Raw genomic sequence first — 14,951 nt, forward strand, 5'->3', positions numbered from 1 at the left:
GGCGCTCAGGGGTGCAGCACGCGCGAGAGGAAGGCCTGCGCGCGCTCGTGCCGCGGCGCGCGGAAGAATTCCTCGGGCGACGCATCCTCGCGGATCGCGCCCTGGTCGATGAAGAGGATGCGGTCGGCCACCTGCTTCGCGAAGCCCATCTCGTGCGTCACGCACAGCATGGTCATGCCATCGCGCGCCAGGGCGCGCAGCGTGTCCAGCACTTCGCCCACCATCTCGGGATCGAGTGCGGAGGTCGGCTCGTCGAACAGCATCACGCGCGGCTGCAGGCACAGCGCGCGCGCGATCGCCACGCGCTGCTGCTGGCCGCCCGAGAGTTGCGCCGGATATTTGTGCGCCTGCTCGGGAATGCGCACGCGCTCGAGCAGGGCCATCGCGCGCGCCTCGGCCTCGCGCTGCGAGAGGCCTTGCGTGCGCATCGGCGCGAGCGTGCAGTTCTGCAGGGCCGTGAGATGGGGGAACAGGTTGAACTGCTGGAACACCATCCCGACCTGGCGGCGCACTTCGTCGAGTCCCTTCGCGTCGACCCCGACGCCTTCGACCACGATGCGTCCCGCGTCCGGCGTCTCCAGGCCGTTCACGCAGCGTATCAGCGTGGACTTGCCCGAACCCGAGGGTCCGCAGATCACCACGCATTGCCCTCTCGCAATCGTGAGGCTCACGTCGTCGAGCGCGCGAAAGCTGCCGAAGTGCTTGGTGACGCGATCGAATGCGACGGCAACGCCATACGCCCGGTCGCTGGTGGAAATCTGGTCTCGGCTAATGTCGGAAGTTGAAAAGATACTTCCACCAGAGGCGCTCGTGGACGACGTGACCATGTCCATGGGACCTCCTCAGGCCGTGGTTTTAGCCGCGCGCTCCTGCTGCACGCGGGTGAGGTACGCGGTAAGTTGCTCCGCGAAACCGAGGATGTGGCGCCGCAGGCGATCGAGCACGCGCGCATCCTTGCGGGCGTACAGCTCCAGCAGTTCCTCGTGCCCCTGGATGACCTCTTCCTTGTTGAGGTCGGGGCTCAGCTGCATGCGAACGTAGCGCTCCGCCTGCGAATGGAGCTTTCGCAGATGGTCGATCACGAAGGGCTTCTTCGCCGGGCGGTACAGCGCCTCGTGGAACTGCCAGTTGAGTTCCGGAAATTCGGCGGGGTCCGTCGACACGGCGATCCGGTCCGCGTAGCGACGCGCGGCGATGACGTCGTCGAGCGTGGCCGCCGCCATGCCGAGCTCCATCAGCCACACCTCGATCTGCGTGCGCAGCTCGAAGACTTCCATGATCTCGTCGGGCGACAGGCCCGCGACCGTCGCGCCGCGATGGAACTGCTGAATGACGAAACCCTCGGCCTCGAGCTGATGCAGCGCCTCGCGAACCGGCACCTTGCTGATGCCGAACTCGGCGGCCAGCTGCTCCTGCAACAGCTGCGTGCCCTCCGGAAACTCGCCCGAAAGAATGCGCCGGCGCAAGTCGTCCGCGACCTGGCCGGACATCGTCTGGCGTTGGAGGCGCGCGATTTTCGGCGCGGGCTTGGGGTCGGCGGCAGTGGTGGGCATCAGTCGAGTCGCAGTGTAGCCCGGATCATAGCAGAGGAAAAGAATAAAAGATACAAGCTACAGTATCTTGACAACTTCGTTTCCGACGCTAGGATTCGACGACCAACTACCCATTCGGAGACAAGCCATGGTCTTTTCGACGCTGCGGACGATCGCAACAGCCGCAACGCTCCTTCTTCCCGTGCTCGCGGCCGCGCAGGCGAACCCGACGCTCGACAAGATCCTGGCCCGCGGGCAGATCGTCATCGGCCATCGCACCGCCTCGCCGCCGCTCGGCTACGTGGCGGACAACGGACAGGTGACCGGCTATTCCGTGGAGGTGTGCAAGTACGCGGCGGAGCACATCAAGGCGGCGCTCAAGCGCCCCGACCTCAAGGTCGCTTTCGTTCCCGTCGATGCGTCGAACCGCATTCCGCTCGTGCAGAACGGCACCATCGACATGGAATGCGCCGGTACGAGCAACACGATCGAGCGGCAGAAGGTCGTGGGCTTCACCTACAACATCCTCTACATCGAAACGCGCATCGCCGTGCGCAAGAGCGGGCCGGTGCGCTCCGCCGCCGACCTGAAGGGGCGCAGCGTCGCGGTGATGCAGGGCACGGTGCAGCAGAAGCTGCTCGCCGAACTCGACCGCGCGCGCGGTCTCGGCGTGAAGCCCGTGCTCGCGCGCGACACGGCCGAAGGCTTCCTGCTGCTCGAGACCGGCCGCGCCGATGCGGCGATCAACGATTCGCTCATGCTCGCGAGCTCGATCCACAAGTCGCGCGAAGCGGCGGACTTCGTGTTCCTGCCCGACTGGTCGTCGCCGCCGGACGTGGTGTCGATCATGATCGCCAAGGGCGACGACCGGTTCCGCACGCTCGCCAACGAAGGCATCCGGAAGATGATGAGCACGGGCGAATTCGAGAAGAACTACAACCGCTTCTTCATGGCCGCGCCCTACATGCTGCCGATGCCCGAGCCGCTGCGCCAGCAGATGCGCCAGCCCAACGACACCGGCATCTGATTCCACCGGCACGCGGCCGCCATGCTCGACTTCGCGTTTCTCTCGCTGCCCGCGACGCTCGGCACGGGCGAGAGCAACCTCGCGCTGGTGTTCGACGGCTGGCGGCGCACGCTCGCGGCGTTCGCCGGCGCGATGACGCTCGCGCTCGTCGTCGGCCTGCCGCTGGGCGTGGTGCGGACGCTGCCACGCGCCCGCATCGCGCAGCGCGCGATCGCGGCCTACGTGGAAGTCGTGCGCAACGTGCCGCTGCTGGTGCAGCTCTTCCTGTGGTTCTTCGTCCTGCCCGAAATCCTGCCGCGCGCCGCCGGCGACTGGCTCAAGCGCGACCTGCCCGATGCGCCCTACTGGACGCTCGTGGTGGGGCTGGGCGTCTTCATGTCGGTGCGCGTGATCGAACTCACGCGGGCGGGCGTGGGCAGCCTCGGCCGCGGCCAGCGCGAGGCGTGCTTCGCGCTCGGCCTGCATGCACGCGACGAATACCGTTTCGTGCTGCTGCCGCAGGCCTTGCGCATCGTGCTGCCGCCCTTCACCACCGAGTTCACCAATTGCATCAAGGGCACGTCGGTCGGACTGACCATCGGCTACATCGAGGTCACGCAGCGCGCGCGCGAAATCTCCGAACAGACCTTCCGCACCTTCGAGATCTTCTTCATCGCCACGCTGGTGTACCTCGTCACCATTCTCACCGTCGTGGTCGTGCTGCAGGCGCTGGAACACGCACTGCGCCTGCCCGGCACCTTGCAGCCGCCCGCCGCCTGACATGGACGCCTTCGCCGACTCCTTCGACCTGCTCGTGCGCAACCTGCCGCGGCTCGCGGAGGGGCTCGCCTTTTCGCTGACGCTCACGGTCGCGTCCGCGCTGGCGGGGCTCGTCCTGGGCATCCCGCTCGCGCTGATGCGCCTGTCCGCCAACCGCGCGCTGTCGTCGTTCGCCCTCGCCTACGTCACCTTCTTCCGCTGCGTGCCGCTGCTGCTGGTCATCTTCTGGTTCTTCTTCCTCATGCCGCTCGTGCTGCAGCATGCGACCGGCGCGCGCTTTCCCGTACCCATCGGCCCCGTGTACTCCGCCTTTATCACGTTCGCGATCTTCGAGGCGGCCTACTACTGCGAGATCGTGCGCGCGGGCATCCAGAGCGTGCCGCGCGGACAACTGGAGGCCGCGCGCGCCCTGCGCCTTTCCCCGTTCGACGTGTATCGCCACGTGATCCTGCCGCAGGCGCTGCCGCGCATGCTGCCCGTGCTGCTGCTGCAGACCGTGGTGCTGTTCCAGGACACCTCGCTCGTCTACGTGCTCACGCTGCCCGACTTCGTGGGCATGGCCGCGCGGCTCGGCCAGCGCGAGGGGCAACTGGGTTTCTTCTACGGCGTCGTCGCCGTCGTGTTCTTCGTGTGCTGTTTCGCGCTCTCGCGCGCCGTTCGCCATCTGGAGCGGCGCTACGGCGTCGCGACCTGAGGCAGCCTGCCCCATCCACCCGCCCCAAGGAGCTTCCCATGAGATTCATCGCCCAACTGGCCCTGTGCAGCGCGCTCGGCCTCTCCCTCGTCGCGGCAGGCCCGGCCGCGGCGCAGAACAAGACGGTCCTCAAGCTCGGGTGGGCCACGGCCGATTCGGCGCAGGATTCGTATGCCATCGCCGCGCACGCATTCAAGAAGGCGCTGGAGAACGAGAGCAAGGGCACGATGGAAGTGCAGCTGTTTCCCAACCGGCAGATCGGCGACGAAAAGCAGCTGATCGAAGGGCTGCGCCTCGGCACGGTCGACGCGGCCGTGGTGACGAACGGCGCCTGGTCGCCCGTGGAGCCGGCATTCCAGCTCAACGACCTGCCCTTCCTCTATGCGACGGAAGCGCAGGTATTCAAGGTGCTCGACGGCGACGTCGGCCGCAAGCTCGCGGCGAAGATGGAAGCGAAGGGCGTGGTCGTCCTCGGCTACCTCGCCTCGGGCTATCGCCACATGCTGAACAACAAGAAGCCGGTGAGCACGCCGCAGGACGTGGTCGGCGTGAAGTACCGCGTCCACAACAGCGTGGCCATGGACATGTACTCGGCGCTCGACGCGAGCCCGGTTCCCATGGCCTGGGGCGAGACGATGACCGCGCTGCAGCAGGGCGCCGTGGACGGCATGGACCTGCCCACGGTCCTTGTCGACGCGCTCAAGCTGTACGAGGCGGTCAAGTTCATGTCGCTCACCGGGCACACCTATTCCGTCGCCGAGCTCGGCGTGAGCAAGCGCCGCTTCGACCAGCTGAGCGCCGCGCAGAAGGACATGGTGCGCAAGGCCGCGGCCAGCGCCGTCGCGGAGCAGCGGCGGGTGAACGCGGCCAACGAGGACAAGGCGCTCGAGATCCTCAAGGGCAAGGGCCTGAAGGTCAATGCGGTCGGCGACCGCACGGCGTTCCGCCGCAAGGTGCAGCCGCTCTACGACAAGCTGCGCCCTTCCATCGGCGCGGACCTCATGGACGCGGCGCTCGCGGCGACCAAGTAATTCGCGATGGAACTCGCGGCCCCTCCGATGCGCATGCGGCCGGTCGAACGCCTGTTGCACGCGGCCGCCGCGGGCAACGCGCTGCTGGCGAGCGCCGCGCGCGCCCTCGTCGTGGCGCTCGTGGGCATCATGGTCGCCTCCATCGTCTGGCAGGTGGTCACGCGCGCCGTGTTCAACCGCTCGCCGCCGTGGACGGAGGAAGTCGCCCTGCTCGCCTTCGGCTGGATCGTGCTGCTCATGCTCGCGCTGTGTACCCGCGAGCATCTGCACGTGCGCGTGGACCTGCTGCTGACGGCCCTGCCGGAGCGCGCCTCGCGATGGGTCGAGCGCGCCATCGCGCTGCTCGTCGCGGGCATCGCCGCCTACCTGCTCTGGGCGGGCTCCAGCTATCTCATGGAAATGCGCGGCGCGACCTCGCAAGCCGTCAAGTACCCCTCGTGGCTGCTCTACGGCGCGTTGCCGGTGACCGCCGCGATGCTGTTCCTCTTCGCCGCGGAGAACGCGCTGCGCGGCCCGCCGGCGCGCGGGGAGCACGCCGAGTGACCGCGAACGCCTGGATTCTCTCCGGCGGCTTCGCGGCGCTCGCGATGTGCGGCGTGCCATTCGCCTTCGCCATCGCCGCGGCGGTCATCGCGGTGCTGACCTTCTCGAACATCGCGCCGGAACTGCTGCCGCAGACGATGATGGCCGGCACGCAGTCGTTCAGCCTGCTCGGCATTCCCTTCTTCATGCTCGCGGGCGAGCTGATGTCGGCGGGCGGCCTGTCGAAGCGGTTGATCGCGCTGGCCGACGTGTTCGTGCGCCATCTGCCCGGCGGGCTCGGTCTCGTCGTCATCCTCGCGGCCATCGTTTTTTCCGCCATCTCCGGCTCGGCGCCGGCAACGACCGCCGCCATCGGCGCGATCATGGTTCCCGCCATGGTGGAGCGCGGCTACTCGAAGGCGTATGCGGCCTCGCTCTGCGTGAGCGCCGGCGTCCTCGCGCCGCTCATCCCGCCTTCCATCGCCTTCATCATCTGGGGCGTCATCGCCGAACAGTCCATCGCGAAGCTGTTCCTCTCCGGCGTGCTTCCGGGGCTGGCGATGGCGGGCAGCATCGCGGCCTACGTGCTCTGGCGCGCCCGGCGCGACACGAACGTCGAGCGCCTGCCGCGCGCGACCTGGCCGGAGATCCGCCTGGCCCTGCGGGGCGGCATCTGGGCGCTGCTCGCGCCGGTCATCATCCTCGGCGGCATCTATTCGGGCATCTTCACGCCGACCGAAGCGTCCGCCGTGGCCTGCGTCTACGCGCTCTTCGTCGGCTTCGCGATCGAGCGCAAGCTCACGCTGCGCGCACTGCCGGGCCTCGCGATCGATGCGATGAAGATCACCGCGATCGTCATGGCCGTGGTGATCGTCTCCAACGGCTTCGGCGTGGTCGTGGCGCAGGAACAGCTTGCGCAGAAGCTCGCCGCCGGCCTGCTCGGCGCGGTGGAATCGAAGTGGATGGTGCTGCTGCTCCTGAACGTCGCCTTCTTCCTGCTCGCCGCGGTGATGGACGAAGTCGCGATCATGGTGATCCTCGGTCCGGTGCTGATCGCCATCGCGCGGCAGCTCGGGGTCGACCCCACCCACTTCGGCGCCATCATCGTCACGAACGTCGCGATCGGCATGGCCGCGCCGCCCATCGGCTACTGCCTCTTCATCGGCATGGCCATCGCCAGGCTGAGCCTCTGGGACATCAGCCGCGCGATCTGGCCGCAGGTGCTGCTGATGCTCGGGGTGCTGATGCTCGTGACTTACGTGCCGGCGTTCTCGCTCGCGCTGGTACGCTGAATCTCATGAACGAAGACACTTTCGACACCCTTCACGACTTCGCCGTCGTCGGCGCCGGCATCGCGGGCGCCTCCGTGGCGTGGCGGCTCGCCGCGTCCGACGCGAAGGTGGTCCTGCTCGAACGCGAATCGCAGCCGGGCTACCACTCGACCGGCCGCTCCGCCGCGATGTTCATGGAGAGCTACGGCACCGCCGCGATCCGTGCGCTCACGCGCGCCAGCCGCGCGTTCTACGAGTCGCCGCCGGCCGGCTTCACGGGCGAGCCGCTGCTGGCGCCGCGCGGCGCGCTGTACATCGCGTCGCACGGCCAGGAGCAACTTCTGAAGGACATGTACACGGAACTGGCCGGCAACGCGGGCAACGTGCGCCTCGTCGAGCCGGCGGAGGCGCTTGCGATGGTTCCCGTGCTGCGCGGCGAGCTGCTGCACGGCGCGATTCTCGAGGACGATGCGCAGGACATCGACGTGAATGCGCTGCATCAGGGCTTCCTGCGCGGCGTCCGCGCACGCGGCGTGAGCCTGGTCACGAACGCGGACCTCGTGGCCGCGCGTCGCGAAGACGGCCAGTGGCGACTGACGCTGGGCGACGGCCGCGAACTGCGCGCCCGCCATGTCGTGAACGCCGCGGGCGCATGGGCCGACACGGTCGCCGCGACTTGCGGCGTGCGGCCCGTCGGCCTGGAGCCGCGCCGCCGCACCGCCTTCACCTTCGACGCGCCCGAGGGCATGGACATCCACGCCTGGCCCACGGTGTGCAGCGTCGACGAAAGCTTCTACTTCAAGCCTGACGCGGGCCGACTGCTCGGCTCGCCGGCCAACGCCGACCCCGTGCATCCGCACGACGTGGTGGCCGAGGAATTCGACGTCGCGCTCGGCATCCATCGCATCGAAGAGACCACCTCGCTGCGCATCCGCCGTCCGGCGAGTACCTGGGCGGGCCTGCGCTCGTTCGTACCCGACGGTGACCTCGTCGTCGGCTGGGACGGCGCGGCCGAGGGTTTCTTCTGGCTCGCCGGGCAAGGCGGCTACGGCATCCAGTCCGCCGCTGCGGTGTCGGAACTCGCCGCGGCGCAGTTGCTGCACCTTGCCACCCCCGAACACATCCTCGCGCAAGGGCTGGACCCTGCGGCCATCTCGCCGCAACGCCTGCGCTGAACTCTGGAGCTTCACCGATGCTGAGCGGCAATCCCACCTTCGACTCCTTCCTGCGCGACATGGAGGCGCTGCTCGACGAAGCGGGCGACGACGAGCCCCGACTGCTCGCGCAAGGGCAGCAGCGCCTCGCGCAGCTCGTCGCGGAGGACGCATGGCTTCCCGCGAAGTACCTCGAGGCCGAGCCGGAAAAGTTCACCCAGTACCTTTTGCATCGCGACACGCGCAAGGGCTTCACCGTGCTGTGCGTCTCGTGGGGACCGGGCGGCTGGTCGAGTCCGCACGACCACAAGACCTGGGGCCTGATCGGCCAGCTGCGCGGCGCGGAATCGACGCGGGTCTACCGCGACGCCGTCGCGGGCCAGCCGCTCGTGCTGCAATCCGAATGCGTGCTGAGGCCCGGCGAAACCACGGCCGTGTCCCCCACCCTCGGCGACATCCACGAGGTCCGCAACGTGTTCGACGGCGACTCCGTCAGCATCCACGTCTACGGCGCCGACCTCGCCTCGCTCGCGCCGCTTCGCCGCCGCTACGACGAAGCCACGGGCGCGACCACGCCCTTCGTCGCAAGCTACCGGTGACGTGCGCATGACTTCCGCCGCCTCCTCCCCCCCCCCCCGCGTCGCCCTCGTCGGCCTGCATCTCGAAGCGAACGGCTTCGCGCCGCCCACCACCCGCGCGGACTTCGAGGCCGAATGCTGGGCCGAGGGCGAAGCGATCACCCGGCAGGCCTACGAGACGAGCCACCTGCCGCTCGAAGTGCCCGGTTTCTATCGCCGCATGGACGAGACCGGACCCTGGACCGCCGTGCCCCTGATCCTGCTCGCGGCGCAGCCCGGCGGGCCGGTGCTGCAATCGGTGTTCAACGAGTTCATGGCGATCGCCCGCGCGCGTCTGCAGGCGGCCCTGCCCGTGGATGCCGTGTACGTATGCAGCCATGGCGGCTCGAAGGCGACCGGCGACGATGACAACGACGGCACGCTGGTTGCCATGGTGCGGGAACTCGTCGGCCCGGGCGTGCCCGTCGTCGTCACGCACGACCTCCACTGCAGCGTGTCCGACCGTCTGGTGCGCGACGCCGATGCGCTGCTCGCGTACCTCACCAATCCACACGTCGACCATCGCGAACGCGCGGCGGATGCGGCCGATCTCCTGCGCGCGATGCTGCGCGGCGTGAAGACCCGCAAGGCCTTCATCCGCCTGCCGCTCGCGCCCGCGGGCGTGTCGATGCTGGCCGCGCCCGGCTGGCCGATGGGCGAGCTCATCGCGCTGGGCCAGTCGCTGAAGAAGCCGCCGATCCTCGACGTCTCGGTCACCGGCGGCTTCATCCTGACCGACGTGCCGAAGTCGGGCATGACGATCAACGTGACTTCGGACGGCGACCAGGAAGCCGCCGACCGCGTCGCGCGGCAGCTCGCACATGCGGCATGGGACATGCGCCACCGATTCATCCGCGACCTCGTTTCCCTGCCCCGCGCCCTCGCCCTCGCCCGCGAAGCCGCGGACGGAAAGCGCCCGCCGGTAATCCTGGCCGACCTCGCCGACAATCCCGGCGGCGGCGCACCCGGCAACACCACATGGCTGATGCAGGCCCTGCACGACGCGCGCGTGCCCCGCGTGGTGGTCGGACTCTTCAACGACCCCGCACTCGCGAGCGAGGCGCATCGCATCGGCGTGGGAGAGCGCTTCAAGGCCGTGTTCAACCGCGTCGAAGGCGAATTCAACAAGCGATTCGAATGCGAGGCGACGGTCGAGCACCTCTGCGACGGCAACGACGTCGGCCGGCGCGGCCGCGACGCCGGGCGCCAGATCGTGCTGGGCACCTCCGCGCTGTTGAGACTCGAAGGTTCCGGCCTGCGCGTCGTCGTCACGAGCTTGCGCGAGCAACCGGCGGACCCGCGCACGCTGGAGATGTTCGGCATCGACATCGGCCAGGCGGCCTGCGTCGTGCTCAAGAGCCGGGGCCATTTCCGCGCGGGCTTCGACGAGTTCTTCTCCGATGCGCAGATCTTCGAGGTCGACGTGCCCGGCATGACGAGCAACGTGCTTTCCAACTTCAACTATCGCGGCCTGCGCCGCCCCGTGTTTCCGCTCGACCTCGACACGCAGTGGACACCGCCCCCAGCCACCGCCTCCCTCGCGCCCTGAAAGACCTCGACGCCATGCCCATGCCGACCCTCACGAGAATGGACCTCTACGACAGCCTCGTCGTGCGCAAGGACGAGTTTCTCGCGCGCGCCGAAGAGGCGGGGCGCGCGCTCGACATCCCGCCCGAGTTGCGCGGCCGACTCGGCACCTCGGGCGCCAGTTCCGCGTTGCCGGGAACGCTGCGCGCCGACGTCATGCAGGCGATGCAGGACGTCGCGGGAAAGTTCGTCTCCATGCGCGCGCTGGGCGACGAGATCCGTCGCCTCGTGAAATCCGTGTACGGCGATGGCTGGGACGCGGCGCCCACCAACAGCTGCGAAGCCGCGCTGGAGGTTGTCCACGACGCCCTGCTCACGCCGCCGCAGCTCGGCCGCGGCGACACCTACCGCGCGCGCTGCGTCGGCCTGTTGGAGCGCCATGCGGAACATCACCTGAGTTACGGCCGGCCCTTTCCGCCGAAGTACAAGGAAGTGTTCTCCGACCGGGGCTCCACCGCTGGCGAACTCGGTCTCAACGGGCGCCGCGCGCTGAACACCGACATCGTCTTCGTGCCCATGGCCGGCGCGCGCTACGACGTGCATGGCCCGAAGATGATCCAGAGCCCGATGCTGCTCGGCACGGACGCGGCGCGCACGCTGAACGCAGTCGAGCGCGCCGCACAGACGCATGCGAGCCAGCTCGCGGGCTTCGTCACGCTCGGCTACGACACGCCCGGCTACGGCTATGGCGAGAGGGACGCGTACGGCGTGCCGCGCATCCAGTCCAGCATCGGCGCGCTCGCGGCTTCGTACGACGTGCCCTATGTCGTCGACAATGCCTGGGGCGCGCCCTTCATCGGCTCCGACCCGCGCAAGCTCGGCGCCGACGTGATGCTCTTCAGCATGGACAAGGTCGCGGGCGCGCCGACGAGCGGCCTCATGATCGGCCGCGAAGGCGCGATGGTGAACGTGCGCCGCGCGCTCGGCTTCCACAGCGAGCGGTTCGGCACCGTGTCCTCGCACGGCAAGGGCACGCACGCGTCGGCGGACCCCGGCAAGCTGAGTCTCGCGGCACTCGTGCATGTGCTGCGCGTGCTGCGCGACGAGCCGCAGCGCCTGACCGACCCCATCGACCGGCTGCACGACATCGTGCAGGAGGAATGCACGCGCTGGCGGGACCGCCTCGGCAGCGACTTCGTCGTCACCCGCTCGCACAACCTCGGCGGCGTCGAGCTGAACTACGAGCGCACCTGGTCGGGCGACCGGATGGGCATTCCGATCTTCACCAACGAGGACCGCATCGCGGGCGCGAACCTCATGGGCCACGCGCTCGCGCGCATGGGCATCGTGCTCAGCCAGGCCGAAGACGGCAATGTGATCTTCACGCCGGGGCTCGGCACGGTGGATGCGAACGGCGCGCTGATCGAGCCGAACATGCGCCTGGCCGTGCGAGCGGTGTTCACGACGCTCGCCCTGCTGCGCGACTGGGCCGCGGAGCAGAAGCCGCCGGCCTGAGGCCGCAAGGGCTTCCGCTCCGGGGAGCGGTGACAATCCGGGTTCGATCCGCCCCCGAAGCAGCGCTCCCGACATGAATCCTCCGCCCCCCGTGGTCGTCGCCGGCGGCGCCGGCTATATCGGCTCGCACATGGTCCGCATGCTGCGGGATGCCGGCTACCGGCCCGTCGTCGTCGACAACCTGGCGACGGGGCATGCCGAGGCCGTCGGGGATGCGATCCTGCGCATCGGCGACATCGGCGACCCGGCCTTCATGACCGGGGTCCTGCGAGAATTCCGGCCGCAATGCGTGATGCATTTCGCGGGGGCCAGCCTCGTCGGCGAATCCGTGGCGGACCCGGGCAAGTACTGGCGCAACAACCTCGTGCAGACGATGGGCCTGCTCGACGCGATGCTCTCTTGCGGCGTGAGTCGCTTCATCTTTTCATCGACCGCCGCCGTGTTCGGCGAACCGGTGACCGTGCCGATGGCGGAGTCGCATCCCACGCAGCCGATCAACCCGTACGGGCAGAGCAAGCTCGCCGTGGAGCGCCTCCTGGCGGACTACGACCGTGCCTACGGACTTCGCTCGATCGTGCTGCGCTACTTCAATGCGGCGGGCGCGCACCCCGACGCAACGCTCGGCGAATCGCACGAGCCCGAGACACATCTGATTCCTCTGGTGCTGCAGGTGGCAGCCGGACGACGCCCCGCGATTTCGCGCTTCGGCTCGACGTTTGCTACGCGCGACGGCTCATGCATCCGCGACTACGTCCACGTACAGGACCTCTGCGATGCCCATCTGCTGGCGATGCGCAGGCTCGCCGACGGCGGCGCATCGGCGACATACAACCTCGGCAATGGGGATGGTCAGTCGGTGAACGAGGTGATTGCCGCGGCGCGGCGGGTGACGGGGCACCCGATTCCTGTTCGGGACGACCCGCCTCGCGCAGGCGATCCACCGGTGCTGGTGGCCGATTCGGCGCGGGCGCGCGCGGAACTGGGGTGGACGCCGAATTACCCGGAGATCGAGACGATCGTGGCGCACGCCTGGCGCTGGGAACAGCGCCGAACCCGCGCCTGAGACCGGGAGCGCCGCGGTGGACGGCGCTGGCCGGTGCTCAATGGCTGTGCGTGGGTCGGCGCTCGCCGGTCAGCCGCGCAAGCAGCAGCCGGATTCCGTCGGCGACCTTGACGTTGGACTGGGGAGCAGCCTGCGACTGAAGCTGCATCCGGGTCGGGCAATGCCGGCCTTGTTGGCAAGTGTGGTTGCACGGTGCGCACATGATGGGTCTCCCGCTTCCTTTGATGTGAAGGATGGACGACGAACCGGTGCCTTGCTGTAGGACCGCTGCGGACCGTCGGGTCCGACAGCGGCGTCACCGGCCTGGCACGACTTCAATATCGGCGACGCCCGCGGGAAATTCATCATGCTTTGGTCTGGCCCAGCGTCGCGGTCGCCTTGCCGCTGCCTTTGCAGTCCGGACAGGTCAGGCCCGTCACCTTGCCGCTGCCGGCACAGCGGACGCAGTCCCTGACCGCGCTGTCCGGGCGTGGACCGGCGCCGGGGGCGAGCGTGATGTCGATGGAGGCGCCGGGGTCTTCTTCGCCGGCGGCCGATTCGGAGGCCAGGTCGACCGGTGCGGGGGCGTGCGTGGGGTTCATCGCACCATGGTAGACAGGGGCGCGCGCTGGAGGTGTAGGACGAAGTATCGGATCATAACAATCCTATTTAGGTCTATAAAGTGGACATTTATTCATTAATGATCCTTTAAAAGGCTAAAATATCTCGTGCTTCCCGATCTCCGTCTAGCCACCCCCGCCGAGGTCTGCGCCGAGCTCGGCGCTCGCCTGCGCGAACGCAGGCTGGCGCTGGACATCACCCAGCAGGACCTGGCCACCCGGGCCGGGATCGCGCTCAACGCGGTGAAGAAGCTCGAGCGCGACGGCCAGTCGACCGTGGCGACGCTCGTGCGCGTCGCGCGGGCCCTCGGCCTCGTCGCCGAACTCGACGTGTTCAAGCCGAATCCCGTGGCGAGCATTGCCGAGATGGAACGCGCCACCGCCGCCCGACGGCAACGCGCCCGAGGCAAGCGCGCATGAAAAAGGTCGACGTCGCCTTTCGGGGCTGGGGCGAGCACTGGCCGCTCGGCACGCTGGCCGATGCCGGTGCCGGGGTCGTGTTCGAGTACTCGCCCGAAGCCCTGCGCCGCGGTGTCGAACTTTCGCCCTTGCATGCCCCGCTGCGGCCGCAGGCGTTCAGCGGCTTCGCTTCGCATCAGTCCGGACTGCCCGGCTTCATTGCCGACGCCCTGCCCGACGGCTGGGGCCTGCTGCTCATGGACCGCGTGTTCCTCAAGTACGGCCTTCGTCCCGAGCGGCTGTCCCCGCTCGACCGCCTGAGCTTCATCGGCGAGCGCGCGCTCGGTGCACTGGCCTTCGCGCCGCCCGCCGCGCTCGAACTCGACGGCCACGACCTCACGCTGCTCGAGCTCGCGCGCGCCGCCGGCGACGTGATCGACGACCGCGACACGGCCGCACTGCAGGCCCTCGCGGTCGTGGGCGGCTCGCCGCAGGGCGCTCGGCCCAAGGCGCTGGTGCAGTACGAGCCGCGAAGCGGACGCATGAGCACGAAGCCCGATGCCGAGGGCCAACCGTGGCTCGTGAAATTCCCCGCGCGCGCCGAACACAAGGAGGTCTGCGCCATCGAGTTCGCCTATACGCGGCTCGCGAGGGAATGCGGAATCGAATTCCCGGAGAGCCGCGTTTTCGACCTTTCGCGCGACCTGGCCGCGTTCGGCGTGGCGCGCTTCGACCGCGAGGACGGCATGCGCGTGCCCGTGCATTCGGCCGCGGGTGCGCTGAATGCGGACTTCCGCCTGCCCTCGCTCGACTATCGGGCGCTCCTGCGCGCCACGCACTTCTTCACGCGCGACGAGCAGGAGGTCCGCAAGGCGTATGCGCGCTGCGTCTTCAACGTCGTCTTCCACAACCGCGACGACCATGCGAAGAATTTCGCCTTCCGCATGGATCGGCGCTTCGAGTGGAAGCTTGCGCCGGGCTACGACCTCACGTTCAGCCACGGCCCCGGCGGCTGGCACCAGACGAGCGTGATGGGCGAGGCGCGCGCGCCGGCGCGCGGCGATCTGCTGAAGCTGGCGGCGGATGCGGGCGTGCCCAAGGGCAAGGCGACCGAGTGCATCGAGCGCTGCCGTGCGGTGGCCGAGGGATTGCGGGCGGGACTCGACGAGGGCGGCGTGCGGAAGACCACGCGCCAACGCATCGCGGCCGAAGTCGACGCGTGCGTGGCGCGGTGCGGCTGA

16 protein-coding genes are annotated in these 14,951 nt (G+C 68.8%); 13 read left to right on the plus strand and 3 right to left on the minus strand.

What is annotated here, in order from left to right:
- Positions 1–5: 5 nt before the first annotated feature.
- Both AB7E83_RS16855 and AB7E83_RS16860 read right to left on the minus strand, forming a co-directional pair.
- Positions 6–827, minus strand: coding sequence for an amino acid ABC transporter ATP-binding protein (locus AB7E83_RS16855; protein WP_428571530.1), 822 nt, complete (start codon positions 825–827; stop codon positions 6–8).
- 15 nt (positions 828–842) lie between these two features.
- Complete coding sequence (locus AB7E83_RS16860) at positions 843–1,553, minus strand: GntR family transcriptional regulator (RefSeq protein ID WP_428571471.1); 711 nt, start codon at positions 1,551–1,553, stop codon at positions 843–845.
- 127 nt (positions 1,554–1,680) lie between these two features.
- On the opposite strand from AB7E83_RS16860, the gene AB7E83_RS16865 reads away from it, so the two are divergent.
- The 11 genes from AB7E83_RS16865 (at position 1,681) to galE (ending at position 12,712) form a co-directional block, all read left to right on the plus strand.
- On the plus strand, positions 1,681–2,559 hold the full coding sequence (locus AB7E83_RS16865; protein WP_428571473.1) for an amino acid ABC transporter substrate-binding protein: 879 nt from the start codon (positions 1,681–1,683) through the stop codon (positions 2,557–2,559).
- 21 nt (positions 2,560–2,580) lie between these two features.
- Positions 2,581–3,318: an amino acid ABC transporter permease gene (locus AB7E83_RS16870; protein WP_428571475.1), complete on the plus strand. Its 738-nt coding sequence runs from the start codon at positions 2,581–2,583 to the stop codon at positions 3,316–3,318.
- Between the two features lies 1 nt (position 3,319).
- Positions 3,320–4,012 (plus strand): amino acid ABC transporter permease, encoded by a 693-nt coding sequence (locus AB7E83_RS16875; protein WP_428571477.1) that lies wholly within the window; start codon positions 3,320–3,322, stop codon positions 4,010–4,012.
- Between the two features lie 38 nt (positions 4,013–4,050).
- A complete protein-coding gene (locus AB7E83_RS16880; protein ID WP_428571479.1) occupies positions 4,051–5,043 on the plus strand; it encodes a TRAP transporter substrate-binding protein in 993 nt (330 codons plus the stop codon).
- A 6-nt stretch (positions 5,044–5,049) separates the two neighbouring features.
- Entirely contained in the window at positions 5,050–5,586 is a 537-nt protein-coding gene (locus tag AB7E83_RS16885; protein WP_428571481.1) for a TRAP transporter small permease, read from the plus strand.
- The gene (locus AB7E83_RS16890; RefSeq protein ID WP_428571483.1) at positions 5,583–6,857 is read left to right on the plus strand and encodes a TRAP transporter large permease; all 1,275 of its coding nucleotides are present in this window, start codon (positions 5,583–5,585) and stop codon (positions 6,855–6,857) included. The genes AB7E83_RS16885 and AB7E83_RS16890 overlap by 4 nt, the downstream gene beginning before the upstream one ends.
- A gap of 5 nt (positions 6,858–6,862) precedes the next feature.
- Positions 6,863–8,011: an NAD(P)/FAD-dependent oxidoreductase gene (locus tag AB7E83_RS16895; RefSeq protein ID WP_428571485.1), complete on the plus strand. Its 1,149-nt coding sequence runs from the start codon at positions 6,863–6,865 to the stop codon at positions 8,009–8,011.
- Between the two features lie 17 nt (positions 8,012–8,028).
- A complete protein-coding gene (locus tag AB7E83_RS16900) occupies positions 8,029–8,589 on the plus strand; it encodes a cysteine dioxygenase (RefSeq protein WP_428571487.1) in 561 nt (186 codons plus the stop codon).
- Between the two features lie 7 nt (positions 8,590–8,596).
- The gene (locus AB7E83_RS16905) at positions 8,597–10,156 is read left to right on the plus strand and encodes a M81 family metallopeptidase (RefSeq protein ID WP_428571489.1); all 1,560 of its coding nucleotides are present in this window, start codon (positions 8,597–8,599) and stop codon (positions 10,154–10,156) included.
- A gap of 14 nt (positions 10,157–10,170) precedes the next feature.
- Positions 10,171–11,649 (plus strand): hypothetical protein, encoded by a 1,479-nt coding sequence (locus AB7E83_RS16910; protein ID WP_428571490.1) that lies wholly within the window; start codon positions 10,171–10,173, stop codon positions 11,647–11,649.
- A 73-nt stretch (positions 11,650–11,722) separates the two neighbouring features.
- Positions 11,723–12,712, plus strand: a complete 990-nt coding sequence (gene galE / locus AB7E83_RS16915; protein ID WP_428571492.1) for a UDP-glucose 4-epimerase GalE — start codon at positions 11,723–11,725, stop codon at positions 12,710–12,712.
- 344 nt (positions 12,713–13,056) lie between these two features.
- Here the strand turns inward: galE and AB7E83_RS16920 are convergent, their stop codons facing one another.
- Entirely contained in the window at positions 13,057–13,293 is a 237-nt protein-coding gene (locus tag AB7E83_RS16920; protein WP_428571494.1) for a hypothetical protein, read from the minus strand.
- A 126-nt stretch (positions 13,294–13,419) separates the two neighbouring features.
- Here AB7E83_RS16920 and AB7E83_RS16925 point away from each other — a divergent pair, with 126 nt between their 5' ends.
- Both AB7E83_RS16925 and AB7E83_RS16930 read left to right on the plus strand, forming a co-directional pair.
- Entirely contained in the window at positions 13,420–13,731 is a 312-nt protein-coding gene (locus AB7E83_RS16925; protein ID WP_428571496.1) for a helix-turn-helix domain-containing protein, read from the plus strand.
- Positions 13,728–14,951, plus strand: a complete 1,224-nt coding sequence (locus tag AB7E83_RS16930) for a type II toxin-antitoxin system HipA family toxin (RefSeq protein WP_428571498.1) — start codon at positions 13,728–13,730, stop codon at positions 14,949–14,951. Before AB7E83_RS16925 ends, AB7E83_RS16930 begins: the two co-directional genes overlap by 4 nt.

It is taken from the genome of Ramlibacter sp. (assembly GCF_050250995.1).
Lineage (GTDB): Bacteria > Pseudomonadota > Gammaproteobacteria > Burkholderiales > Burkholderiaceae_C > Ramlibacter.